The sequence below is a fragment of the Vibrio lentus genome, assembly GCF_002875945.1.
GTDB lineage: Bacteria > Pseudomonadota > Gammaproteobacteria > Enterobacterales > Vibrionaceae > Vibrio > Vibrio apostichopi.
In genome coordinates, this window is sequence record NZ_MCZK01000174.1 from 12,139 (window position 1) to 25,614 (window position 13,476).

At 36.1% G+C, this 13,476-nt stretch carries 11 protein-coding genes; 1 reads left to right on the top strand and 10 read right to left on the bottom strand.

The features are described 5' to 3' along the window. Window positions 1–92: 92 nt before the first annotated feature. Window positions 93–1,634, bottom strand: a complete 1,542-nt coding sequence (gene gpmM / locus BCT49_RS23735; RefSeq protein WP_102438644.1) for a 2,3-bisphosphoglycerate-independent phosphoglycerate mutase — start codon at window positions 1,632–1,634, stop codon at window positions 93–95. Between the two features lie 296 nt (window positions 1,635–1,930). Here gpmM and wecA point away from each other — a divergent pair, with 296 nt between their 5' ends. Beyond that, window positions 1,931–2,992: a UDP-N-acetylglucosamine--undecaprenyl-phosphate N-acetylglucosaminephosphotransferase gene (gene wecA / locus BCT49_RS23740; RefSeq protein WP_102438646.1), complete on the top strand. Its 1,062-nt coding sequence runs from the start codon at window positions 1,931–1,933 to the stop codon at window positions 2,990–2,992. Window positions 2,993–3,136: 144 nt separating this feature from the next. On the opposite strand, the gene BCT49_RS23745 is transcribed toward wecA, so the two are convergent. The 9 genes from BCT49_RS23745 to BCT49_RS23785 form a co-directional block, all read right to left on the bottom strand. Beyond that, complete coding sequence (locus BCT49_RS23745) at window positions 3,137–4,360, bottom strand: glycosyltransferase family 4 protein (RefSeq protein ID WP_102438648.1); 1,224 nt, start codon at window positions 4,358–4,360, stop codon at window positions 3,137–3,139. A 2-nt stretch (window positions 4,361–4,362) separates the two neighbouring features. Then, the gene (locus BCT49_RS23750; RefSeq protein WP_241908115.1) at window positions 4,363–5,979 is read right to left on the bottom strand and encodes a heparinase II/III family protein; all 1,617 of its coding nucleotides are present in this window, start codon (window positions 5,977–5,979) and stop codon (window positions 4,363–4,365) included. 25 nt (window positions 5,980–6,004) lie between these two features. Then, window positions 6,005–6,997 (bottom strand): hypothetical protein, encoded by a 993-nt coding sequence (locus BCT49_RS23755; RefSeq protein WP_102438652.1) that lies wholly within the window; start codon window positions 6,995–6,997, stop codon window positions 6,005–6,007. 14 nt (window positions 6,998–7,011) lie between these two features. After that, window positions 7,012–8,163 carry a hypothetical protein gene (locus tag BCT49_RS23760; protein WP_102438653.1) on the bottom strand — a complete coding sequence of 384 codons (1,152 nt, stop codon included), beginning with the start codon at window positions 8,161–8,163 and terminating at the stop codon, window positions 7,012–7,014. Then, the gene (locus tag BCT49_RS23765) at window positions 8,153–9,367 is read right to left on the bottom strand and encodes an O-antigen polymerase (RefSeq protein ID WP_102438655.1); all 1,215 of its coding nucleotides are present in this window, start codon (window positions 9,365–9,367) and stop codon (window positions 8,153–8,155) included. Before BCT49_RS23765 ends, BCT49_RS23760 begins: the two co-directional genes overlap by 11 nt. Continuing rightward, window positions 9,364–10,344, bottom strand: coding sequence for a glycosyltransferase family 2 protein (locus tag BCT49_RS23770; protein WP_102438657.1), 981 nt, complete (start codon window positions 10,342–10,344; stop codon window positions 9,364–9,366). Before BCT49_RS23770 ends, BCT49_RS23765 begins: the two co-directional genes overlap by 4 nt. Further along, complete coding sequence (locus BCT49_RS23775) at window positions 10,337–11,812, bottom strand: lipopolysaccharide biosynthesis protein (protein WP_157938621.1); 1,476 nt, start codon at window positions 11,810–11,812, stop codon at window positions 10,337–10,339. The genes BCT49_RS23770 and BCT49_RS23775 overlap by 8 nt, the downstream gene beginning before the upstream one ends. Window positions 11,813–11,896: 84 nt before the next feature. Next, window positions 11,897–12,823 carry a GNAT family N-acetyltransferase gene (locus BCT49_RS23780; RefSeq protein ID WP_102438661.1) on the bottom strand — a complete coding sequence of 309 codons (927 nt, stop codon included), beginning with the start codon at window positions 12,821–12,823 and terminating at the stop codon, window positions 11,897–11,899. A gap of 92 nt (window positions 12,824–12,915) precedes the next feature. Further along, a complete protein-coding gene (locus BCT49_RS23785) occupies window positions 12,916–13,443 on the bottom strand; it encodes a hypothetical protein (RefSeq protein ID WP_133151666.1) in 528 nt (175 codons plus the stop codon). Window positions 13,444–13,476: the final 33 nt, after the last annotated feature.

Below are 13,476 nucleotides of genomic sequence, written 5' to 3' on the forward strand. Positions count from 1 at the left end.
TCTCGTATCTCGCATCTATACTCAAATTCCAAATACAAAAAAACGGCCACACTCGCGTGCAGCCGTTCTAGTATTCGATGAAAGTTAAGTGATTACTTAACGATCACGTCGCCTGACATCTCAGCCGGAATTGCGATACCAGATAGAGAAAGCATCGTTGGTGCTAAGTCAGACAACTTACCGCCTTCTTTGAACTCAACGTCTTTGCTGCCCACGTAGATAAGTGGCACTGGTAGGTTCGTGTGCGCCGTGTGGATGCCGCCCGTTTCTGGGTTTACCATCATTTCCGCGTTACCGTGGTCTGCAGTGATAAGCAGTTGGCCATCGGCTTCTTTGATTGCCTCAACTACTTGGCCAAGACATTCGTCTAAAGACTCTACGGCTTTAACTGCTGCATCGTAAACGCCAGTGTGGCCAACCATGTCACAGTTAGGGAAGTTACAAACGATAGCGTCGTATTTGCCGCCTTTGATTGCTGCTACTAGCTTCTCAGTTAGCTCTGGCGCGCTCATTTCTGGCTGTAGATCGTAAGTTGCTACTTTTGGAGAAGCAACAAGTTGACGCTCTTCGCCTTCAAACTCGTCTTCTTTGCCGCCATTGAAGAAGAACGTCACGTGCGCGTATTTCTCTGTTTCAGAGATACGCAGCTGCGTTTTGCCTTCTTTCGATAACCACTCGCCGTAGGTGTTCTCTAGAGAAGCCGGTGGGAATGCACATAGAAGAGGAATGTCTGCTGCGTATTGAGTTAGCATCACGAAATCGATCGCTGGGAATGCGTTACGCTCAAAACCGTCGAAGCTAGGCACGAATGCACGTGTGATTTCACGAGCACGGTCAGCACGGTAGTTCATGAAGATAACCGCATCGCCATCAACGATAGCGGCAGACTCTTCGCCTTCCGCTTTGATTTCAGTCGCTTTCACGAACTCATCGTTTTCATCACGAGCGTAAGCCGCTTCTAGGCCAGCTACTGCAGTGTCGAATGTGAACTCAGCTTTTGCTTGAGTCAGCAGGTCGTAAGATTCTTGAACGCGATCCCAGTTGTTATCACGGTCCATTGCGTAGTAACGGCCAATAAGCGAAGCCACACGGCCTTTACCTAGCTTAGCGAATAGCGCTTGGAAACGTGCCAGTGTGTTTTCTGCGCTACGTGGCGGTGTATCACGACCATCTAGAAAAGCGTGTAGGTAGATTTTCTCTGCGCCACGCTCTGCTGCCATTTCAACGGCTGCGTAGATGTGATCTTCATGAGAGTGAACGCCACCTGGAGACATAAGGCCCATGATGTGAACCGCTTTGTCCGCTTTAACCGCTTTATCAACAGCATTCACTAGCGCTTCAGTTTGACCGAATTCACCGTCTGCGATTGATTTAGTAATACGTGTTAAATCTTGGTATACCACGCGACCCGCACCAATGTTGGTGTGACCCACTTCAGAGTTACCCATCTGGCCATCAGGTAGGCCTACATCTAAGCCAGAAGCCGAGATTAGCGTGTTAGGTTGGTTAGCAATAAGACCGTCTAATACAGGTGTATTAGCGTTCGCGATAGCGTTGTCTTGGTTGTCTTGGTTGTCTTCACGGTAACCGTAACCGTCAAGGATCACTAGAGCCATTGGCTTCTTAGCTGACATAGGACTGACCTCGTTCAATTCAAAATAAATCGGTATAGAAACAAATTAGCGTAATTTTACTACAGTTTACAGTCAAAACTGTAGCGGAAGATCAAGAAACGTCGCAGGTAGGCGGGTCGGATGTGAAAAAAAATGTCATTTCGATCTTTGTCCCAACTAAATGTGTTCGATTAGTCATGCAACGCCAGAAGCCCTTCTACGTGCAATAGAGAAAGATCACGTAGATTGCCCTCCGTTCTTTCAACTCGATGTGAGATAAACTAAAATACCTCCAAATACTATAATTAGGCTTAATCGTGTTCACTTCATTTATTGATCTCTCTTTCCTGTTTTTCTTTTCTCTTGCGACCACTTTTACCATGCGTAAATTTGCAAAAAGAATAGGATTAGTCGACAAGCCAAATGCTCGTAAACTGCATAAAGGTGCTATCCCCTTAGTTGGAGGCGTGTCAATTTGTATCTCTATCCTCTACTTTCTATTCAATAACCCAAATATTCTGCCAAACACAGAACTCTACGCTGCATGCATCTTGATCCTGGTAAGCATTGGCGTTTTAGATGACAAATACGACATTAGCTTTAAGCTAAGGTTTGCAGTACAAGCTGGGTTATCTGTCATCATGATGGTAGTTGGTAGAATTGAGCTCAATACTATAGGTGATGTCTTTGGTAATGGTGATGTTATCACGTTAGGCTGGTTTGGTTACTTTGTCACTATACTTGCTGTTGTGGGGGCAATTAATGCATTCAACATGGTTGATGGTATAGATGGCCTGTTAGGAGGATTATCCATAGTAACCTTTGGTGGACTCGGTATTATGCTTAATTTTGATGGGCAGTCGGAGCTAGCCTATACTTGTTTGATATTAGTTGTTGCAATTGTTCCCTATATCCTACTCAACCTTGGTGTATTTGGTCGACAAAGAAAAGTGTTTATGGGAGATGCTGGGAGTATGTTAATTGGCTTCACGGTGATCTGGTTACTATTACTCTCTAGCCAAAATGGAAGCACGCCACCGTTGCGCCCAGTTACTGCATTGTGGTTAATTGCCGTTCCTCTGATGGATATGGCTGCCATTATGGTGCGACGAATAAGAAGAGGTGACTCCCCTTTCAAACCCGATCGTGAACATTTACATCACATATTTCAACGCTTGGGGTTTAGCTCAACACAAACACTTATCGTAATTTGTAGTATTGCGATTCTATATGCTGTAATAGGCATTACATCTGAAATGTTAAATATACCAGAATATGTTATGTTCTATAGCTTTATAATTTGCTTCGCAATTTACCTAACATTAATGAGCAATATCTGGAAAATCACATCTTATATCAGAAAAGCACAACTCAAATAGGAAAAAGATGTAAGTACGACTAAGTTGTGGCTATAGCGTGAGATGCTTGAAAGGAAGCTTACGTGAATGCTAGAATTAAAAGTATCCAAGTTAGGAATATGAAATTGGATACTTTTAATATGCGACTAAGTATATTTTAAAATACTAACTAGCACACTTTGTAAAAATAGATTCCATATCCATCGCCATAATATCTCGGCTATACTTTGGCGCGGCTTTTATACTATTATTACGTATGCGCTGATATAGCTCTTTATCCTCTTGTAATTTTAAAACTGCAGCTGTAATTTTATCCACATTTTCACTTTCAACCACTAACCCCGAATCCGTCTCACGGATAATCTCTGTAGCTTCACCCTCAGGAACACTCATGATCGTGGGTATCCCCATGCCCATGCACTCGAAAATTTTAGAAGGGATAACAGTTTTAAAGAGATCGCTATTAACTAAGGGAACCAATGAAACGTCGCAAAGAGACCATAACTTAGGCATCATCTCTTTTGGTTGTCGATCAATTAATACTACATTTTTGAGTTGTTTATTTTCGACAAGATCAATAACCTTTTGTCTTGCTGCACCACCACCTGCAAATACAACCCGAATATCATCATTGTTTTGCAACCGTTCAGCTACATCCACAATATATTCTAGGCCATGCGCCATACCGTGAGTACCAATGTAACCGGCTACAAACTTACCTTCCAAGCCATATTGTTGCGCTAAACCAGCATCTTTGGATAAAGAAGGTTCATACTTAGTCAGATCAACGCCATTTAAAACAACCTCTATTTTTTCTCCATCCACCCCACGTTCAATCAACTCCTTTTTAAAGGCATGGGTTACCGAAACAATGGAATCGGCTCTTCGATACAAAAACATTTCTATTCTTTCTAGCATACGAATAGCAAAGCTGTCTTTCATCGCACCAACAGCTGTAATAGACGTAGGCCATATATCGCGCAGTTCAAACACAAACGGCTTTCTACGAATTGCTGATAACGCCCAACCGGCGCAAGCACAGAAGAACTGAGGTGAAGTCGCTACGATGACATCCGGTTTTTTCTGAACCAGCCCTGCGATAAAGCCCGTTACCATGAATGACATGTAATCCAGAATACGTTTTACAAAACCTTCATTTGCAGTAATGAACGTTTTTACACGAACGACATTTATGCCATCGATATCATGAGTTTGATACCAGCTGTTTTTAAACCCATCAAATACCTTACCTTCAGGAAAGTTTGGTGCGCACGTAATCACCGTAACTTTATGCCCCGCTTTCACCCAACGGATGGCATGTTCATAAGTTCTGGTTGCTGGCGCATTGCCTTCGGGCGGAAAGTTATCAGTCAGAAAAAGAATATGCATTGCTACGCTCGCTTTAGAACAAAGTTCACTTCATTCTGTTTAAAATTTAATACCAACTTTTTATTGGCTATAGAGAGACCAAACTCGGGGTGCCATGTACAATCAACTACTACTGCATCAGCACCTTCGATATTCACTTGATATTGGCTACTATCAGGTAATTGAAGAACGATGTCATCACCATCAGTCAAAATATCAATACTTGGGTGAAAGTGGTAATGGGCCCGCGCTGAATTAAACGAACCTGTTAGTGTATCCACAATGGTTAAACTCTCTTGCCCCAGTTGCCACTTACGTGTGTGTGTAACTTTTCCAGGCAACCGCATATATCCGTTATGGGAGCATTCAACACTAACACACTGACCATCATCAGTAATAACAGGTGTACTTGGATAGGCCCGCCTTGCTACTCGAAAACCACTCCACACTTCCGAAGAGTCCTCATCGTCAACGACGACAGTGTTATGAGTCTCAGTTTTACGCTGTCTGAGCCTTTCATCACCTAAGCCGTAGACTGAAGTACCGCTGTTCACGAACACACGTTGCTCATCAATACTTAACTCAAACGAGAGTGTGTCGGCATGGGCGTGACCGGGAATATAATCAGGGCCGACTTTAGCGGCATCTATAATCAGCTTTTTATTGCTCACTTTCGCAACAACATAGCCACTCCATTTTAACAGGGTAACTCTATTGTCTTGAAGTACGGGGACATCAACGTTCAAGATTGAAGCATATTCTTTTAATAGATTAAGCTTAGGCGCTATGCCAATAGCAGAGTCATTAAAGAACGAAACATCGCCATCTGGATGTTGCATTAACTCAGCCCAGCCAAACATTTTTTCAATGCTTTCACTCCAGTAACTGCTAGTGTGCTCAGGAATTAAGTCCGGATAGACGAGGCTCAGTTGATACAAGTCGAGCATATCGGCAAGAATGATATTGTGATACATAGGCGTTAGCTCAAAATTACCGCCATCAGCAAGAATTTGCTCTGGGATTTCTTCATTTAAAATACCTAAGCCACGCTTTAACCATTCATCAGCTAATTCTCCTTTGAAATAACAACCAGCAAACAACAAAGCTTTTGCGTTTGCAAATAAGTGATTACCCAGCAAGTGATATTCTAATTGTTGCTCTAAAGCTTGAACCTGCAATGATAAGCTAGTCAGCCATTCTTCTTTTGGTTCGTTACCCGATAAAAACCACTTGATCCAGTTAACAGCCCGAAGTGAAATGGTATAAGGCTCCCACCCATTTCCCATCATCTTCGGATTTTGTTCTATCCAGGTATTGACTAAACTATGATGAACTTCGGTTCTGTTTTGCCACCCAGACTGGTTTAAATCATCGAAGTAATGCAAATTATAAAGCCAAAGTTTGCTTTTATTGGGATCGTTCCAGTTCGTAATAAAATCAGGATCATTCAAGAAAACAAACTGATTATCACCAACATAAGATGAAGGAAGTAAGGTAATATTTTTATAATTCGATGAAATTGGGGACAGTTTCCCGTTTGTTTTTTTACACCTAACAAATTTCAACTTTCTTGTTATTCTACTTATAATTTGAATGGCTTTTAAATACTTAACGGTGTGATACACTCTTACTACTTTCATAATAATCCAATATTTTAATTAAAATTCACAATACTCGAAAACTTGGAATCTGTTCATCATAAAAACTTAGAAAAAAAGGAATGAAAGAGGCTTCATCAATATACTCAAAAATATTAGCCCCGACATATCGAGAACAAACATTAGATGCTAACACTTTAACACCTAAATTTACTGCATCAGCGACTACAATTCCAAAACTGTCAATTGAATTATTTCTAATATAGAGATCCTGACCAGATAAAAGATCTATAAATTCATATTCGACAAGATCTTGATATATATTAACATTGTAATAAGGTGATTCATCAGAAAAATTACATAGTTCTCTTAACCTTGATTTAAACTTTTGGTTGCACCTACCATAAATAACAACGGAAATATTAAGATAAATAAACCTACTCTTTGACACAGAGATTAGTGACTCTAAGGTACTAACAACATTATAATATTCGTTGTCGCTTCCAGAGACTAACACATTGCGTGGGAACAATGGTCGTACATTCGATACCCCAGAATAAAGTGGAGGCAAGTAGGAATCAATACTCTCCAGCTTATTTAAAAATCCGATTGATTCGTAAAATTTTTTTTGCTCTTTACTCAAATAAAAAATACAATCCACGAAATTAACAATATAGTTACAATACTTACCTAGGTTATTCTCAAGATGCCCATGATGTAAGATAAGATGTGAGCGCCCTCCTCTAATACGAACCATAAATGATAGAACCATTACTAGGTAAATAGCTTGAGAACGACTAAAATTAAAGTAAACATCTCTATTACCGAACAAAAAAACTAACAATATCAATCTAAAATAAACAAAAAAATTGGATTGGCTAGCAATATTACGATAAGAAAAATTCTCCCTAGATAGTAAAGGACTATTTTTCCCTCCTTCATATAAGTCAATAAACTCTATATTAGAGCCAAAGTTCAGTTTGTTCCAACAATACCTTTCACAAAAAGTACTGACTCCACCAATTGGAGAAGGCAATGAACCAACGATTAATAATCCCATAAATACCAATCACCTCACTTAATTAATGTGTAATTATTATCACCTGAAGACACGACGATTGTGATAAAAAATCGACTGTCCTTATATATTGCAACAAATTCTTCGCCAAATTCCGAAATTAATTTAAACTTACAATTGCTTTCGATAGTCAGCGCCTCTTTTACAACACTCTGAGATCCAACTCTAACGTTGATATTATCATGAGAAACAACAATTGAAGATGATTCACGAAGTGAATAATAGTCAGTTACTTCTTCACACGTTGCATACCAAATGTCGTAATCTGACAAAATTGAATATATTCTTTGTAAACTTTCAATATCTGATATTACATTACACGACTGAACTAACCCCCTTGTTGTAGAAGGACTATAATGTTCTTGAATACTAATTATTTTACCAAGAGTTATGGCACAACGTAATTCTCGTGTCGATTTTCTATTCTTAAAATATTGCAATGGAAAAAGGATTTTAGATAGAATATCTTTCCAGATAACTTCCTTTTTATACAAATATTTCACAAAAACATTTCCGGCTATATTAGTAGGAAATTCCAAAAAACCATTATCATTTTCCTTTATATCGCTTTTTAGATCTAATCTAGCGTCTTTGCACCAATATTTAAAATCCCCGAAAGCAATAGAAACATCTGAATATTCATTGTACTTATATCCACAATATTTACCTCCAGATATTCTAAAATCAAAGTTATTATAAAAATACTCTTTTGCTTTTTTAACCATAGTATTAGCTTCGTCTTGAGACTCAAATAAATCCCATTCCTGAAACCATTTTCCATCTATATACATACCATGATTTGAACCGTGACAACAAACCTCATGACCTAACTGAACCAATTGATTAAGGAAAGAAATAAACTCCTCTCTATCTGCAATATCATATTTAATAACATTACTTGAATCCTTAATTACGTTATGTCTTAAGTATGGTACGAAAAATGAAATCTTTATATGCGGATATTTTGACAGTAGGTTTTTTGATATATAGTCAAAACATCCGCCAGTTTGATCAGTTAAATACCCCCAATCATTTTTGTACGGCTCTCGATATTTATCGACATAAGCATCGGAAAGATCGTCAATCATTAGAACCGAAGGAGCTTGGCAGGAATCAAGCCAAGAGGATAGTTTGAGACTACTTTTCATGAACTGCCTTAGATCTAAATGTGAATGTTTTACCAAATATAAATATAAATATTACTGTCGACCAAAAGTAAGGAAAATCAAACGGGCTAACTCCAATACCAGCGATCATTGACTGTAAAAGAAATATGTAACATGCATAATATACACGTGATTTTACCTTACCTAAATATCTAAATTTAAAGGTAAAAAAACCCGATACTACACCTAAAAACGCAACTCCAAACAATCCAAAGTCTCTGTAAAAAGTAAAGAGGATGGTACCAAATGCGTTCAGACCTCTACTTGGATCTTTGCTTAGGTACAAGGGGACCATATTTTCATGTACATTTTCTTGGATAGTTGATAAAGATGAGAAGCTATCACCAAGCATATTTAGTAAGTAAACAAAAACATATTCAAGACTCCCTAGAAAGGACATTCCAAATGTATGGCTATGTAGCACACTATTTACATCATTGATTTTTTCATCAAAAAATACAAATCCTAACGTATTATAAGAAATCAAATAATGGTTCATTACCGCTAAAAAGTTTGAAGAACCATAACGGCCAAAAGCGGAAAAAATTAAAATAATCGCTAACAAGAAAATAGCGGAAAAAAATACTTTTCTTCTCTTTCTAACTAAACTACTTTTAACAGGAGGGTCGATGACAGATATCACAATTATATATGCCAATGTCATAACTGGATAGTTAACTTGGAAGTAATATGAAAACCCCAAAAAAAACAATAGTACAAAAGCAAATCGTACATATATTTTTTCATGATCTGTATTTGAAAATAATATTGATAATAAAGCTAGAGAGATTGAATAACAGATAAACTTTAAGTAATATGCCCAAAAGCCACTTGCTATACTATTACCTAGACTACCCTCTCCACGAAGCTTTATAAAGTACTCATAATATGAAGATGTCAACGCACCAGATTTATATAAAAGACAAGTAACCGAAATGAGAATAAAACTAAGAAGTATATTAAACCTTTTATTTAATCTAGCATTAGTAAAAGTTCCAAAGCTAGTCTCAGATACACTATTCCCTTTACTAAGATAAAGTAAAATCGCCCCTAAGTTAAAAGCAACTACCCATAAAATGAAGACTAATTGGGTAAAAAAACTAGCAGACAAAAGAGGATTGAGATTAGTGTTTGATAAAGCTAACCAACCTAGCCACCAACAATTAAATATAACTAGGCCAATCACCTAAACTTCCTCGAGTAACGATAAATTCTCAATGTGACATTAGATAATAAATGGCTAAATTTAATACTATCTAGGACTTTATGTACTATAGATATATAATTTTTAGATGTTGGAGTTATATGCTTCTTAAATTCTCCATATTGTCCGAGTTCCAAATAGGATATTGAAGAAACATAATTTAACCAGTCTAAACGCTGTATAAAATACTGCTTGTGATTAGGGTATTCGTTAATAAGGTAAAAAGTCATTGGTTTCATATTTTTCACAAATTCCAACCATTGTTCAGGAGTATATTCCCGAACTTTTTCAGACCATGAACCAGCACACTCTACTCTATAACAGCTCATAGCTTTAGGAATGAATACCCCGCCCTCATTCCCACAAGCAATGACCTCAGCGAATAAATCACCGACTGGTGCAGTCTCATATATCTTCGGTAAACTTTTTAGTTTCTCAGCCTTAATAAAATAAGAACTAGTCCCTGCAAACTGTCCTTTAAAAGTCATAATATCTTTTATAGTGAATCGAGCCTCAACATCAGAGCCAAAAAAACGCGAAGACTCACAAGAATCTACTACCTTAGAGTTAATATCCAAATTCACTTTGTGTATAAAGAAGTTTACATCTTTATACTTTTTTGAATATTGAAATTGTGTTTGTAATTTATCATTATCAATGAAGTAATCGTCCCCTTCACAAACAGAAATAAATTGCCCTCTAGCCTCCCTCACTACCGTCATAAAGTTAGTATTCATCCCTAAATTCACTTTTGACTTCAAAACTCTTATGATATTTGGGTACTTGCGCTCATATTCTTCTAAAATCTGCTGGGTATTATCGGTACTCACGTCATCCCGAATAACTATTTCATACCGAAAGCTAGTTTTTTGCCTCAACATAGAGTCCAAGCATTTTCTTATATATTTACTATGATTGTATGTGATCACACATATTGAAACTTCTACAGGACTATTCACTTTTACTTCTCATATAAATTATAGGTAGCCTTACTAATTTCGAACGAATCAAGTTAATAAACAGGATAATGCAACCAAATACAATAATTTGTACAAAACTGTTTAACCTACTAGTAGGGTCGGTTGAAAGATAAATATAGATAATGCTAATAAATAAACTTGGATAGATAATCTTAATGATATCATGTAACAGCCAAGATACATGGAAACCTGGGAATATCTTATAATTGACCCATGAAACCCAAGTAACAAAATACGAAAAGCTCAGAAGCGCCCAAACACTTGCGGCCCCAATAGTTCCAAATTTAGTAGCGAAAAAACTGATTAACGGCACAAGAATTAGAACAAAAATCAAATTTCCAATTAAATGATACTTAACATTGCCTAATCCGTATTGTATGTAATATGAGTAAGCACTAAATGCTAGAAAAAGATTACCAAAAGCATATAATTTCAAAACCAAGTAGACTTCATTAGCGATATGAATATCATTAGTCCATGCGAATAATATATGTTTCGAACAAGACATCAAGACTAAGGCAGCAGAACCTGCTAAAGATACGGTAACTTTTGTTGAATATGAAATAACAGATTTAGCCTCATCATGCTTCCCTTTAATAAATAGGTTAGCAAGTCGAGGCATTAATGCAGTGCCTACAGGGGTTGATAAAATCATTACTCCATTGGCAACTAGTACAGCCAGCGTGAAGTAACCAAAATTTTCTAAGCTAAGCAGTTTTGACAAAATGAGTTTATCTGTTTGAGTAACAATAACCCAAATCCCCCCCGTCAAAGCAATAGATAATGAAAACTTGGCAATCGATTGGTAATCAAATGTCGAATTAGTTTTACTCTTACTTTTTATTGGCATTACTGTACGAACTTTATAATTTAATATTAATAGCTCGATTATCGATAATATCAACTGATAATAAAAGAACGTTACAATTGTTTTATCGATATAAATTAGTACGGCAAAAACTCCAACAAACTTCAAAAAAGAGAATACTAAGTTGTACATCGATAACCAAACTATTCTTTCATGCCCAGTTAACACACCCCGATTTAGAGAGCTTAACCATCGAATAGATAATATTATAGCCATAACAGTAATACACTGAGCAACTATACTTACATTTATGTTCTCGCTTTTTATCCAATGCTCAGCAAGGTAACCAGAATTAGAAACTAATAACCCTGTGATAGTCATCGAAGATATTATAAAGAATAAGTTTAGTACTTTATATAATTTTAAGTAACTATTGGAATCTAACTCACCAGATATATTCTTTGCTGTCTCTCGACTTATCGTAGGTGTTAGTCCTAAATCAAGAATATTAAACCACGACTGCAGCAAAGTATAAAAAGCAATTAAACCATAACCTTCTGGGCCTAATATTTTTATGTATTGCGGGATAAAACCAATACCAAGCAGTGTTACCAATATTTGACTAGTGTAGTTATACACTACATTTTTTCTATATGACATAAAAATAAAAATAACTCACATTAAGAAAGTTTAGCCTTACAAAATATTTAGATAAAAACCTATCTAAATTCCAATTTTTGTTTTCAATGTTTTTTTGGCAAAACTTTTCGCAAGGCGATAAGCACGAGAAATATAATGTTTAAATATGTTTTTATTAATATTCAGCCTAAAAACAGCTCTAGATTCATTACATATCCATCTTTTATATGAGTAATCTCCAGCGCCAAGAGAGAACTTCTTTATCTCAGTATGTTCGGAATATTCTTTGATCAACTTAGTTAACAATATAAATCCTGGAGAGTCATAACTACTGTTAGTATCGTAAGTTGGCATCAAATAATGGAACACGCCATTTTTTTCAAATCCTAAATGATATGCAATAGGTTTATTCGATTTTATATCAACTATTTTATGGATACAGAACAAGCCAACTTCATATCCTTTACGATAAAAATCCGACCAATCCTCATTATTTAATATAGATGGATCACCTTTTCCATTCCATTGTTTTATATGCATTTTTTTGAATTCAACAAAGTCTTCATTACTATCACAATATACAAGCTCTAGTTCATTATTACTTAGTGCCTTATTGAATTTATAACGTCTTTTTCGACTCAATTTGGATAAATAGCCTTTGAAGTCATCATTTTTTCTATAGTCAACTTCTAGGACGTTCGTCACAAATTCTAAGTTTAGTGTTTTAAACTTAGAATTTTCGAAATACTCTGGAAAATATGAGAACAATTTAGAATTCTGGAAGCAGTATACCTCTATCTTCTCGTTAATATTAATTAGGCGTTCAAAAAAATCTGTTTCACGTTTCACGCCGTTATTATTGAATATCTCTTCCATTTCATATAAAAAATATTCGAGCATTCTTGGGTATGTTCTATAGCAACCTCTTTGTTTGAATAAAGTAAGTTGTTCACCATTACCCAAATCAATTTTGATTTTAGTGAGGCTATTATATAATTCTTCAATCTTCATCGGTCATAAACTCTAAACATAGCACTTAACTAGCCAGCATTAGTAATGTTAGCTCATTGCAAAAATTACCTAATCTTTTTTAAAACTTAAAATCATCTTTCGATTAAACCACTTGGTATTCCTAGTGTTATATCTTTGGTATCAAAAAAGAACCGTCTAACTTTAAAAAAATAAAAATATCGTTGATAACAACAAACACCACACATCCTATCTGCTTGTTTCATTATTGCGTTGATAGATGCTTCGTTTGATGAAAGAACACTTATATAAGTTTTTTTATCTGGAAAAGTTTGACTAGCTATTTTTAGAGCTTCATTGTATATCCCTTTCCTTCTATGCTTCTTAGAAGTAAAGCAACGATACATGTAAATTGAATCTGTTAAAATATTAGCATCTATCTCTTTACAATAGATAGTTCCAGATTTTAAATAGGAGTAGTGAACTTCTTCCTCGCCACTATTTAAAAATAATTTAACTTCATTATTTCCTATTACTTCCTTTTTCAATCTAGAATTATCAACTGGGATTAGGTTATAATTAAGCTCAAATACTAATAATGTTCTATTCACATATATTAAATTTATTAGCTTTTGCAAAACTTTATTCATAAATATAAACAATACAACACTCCTTTAAACCTTTCCTATCATAGC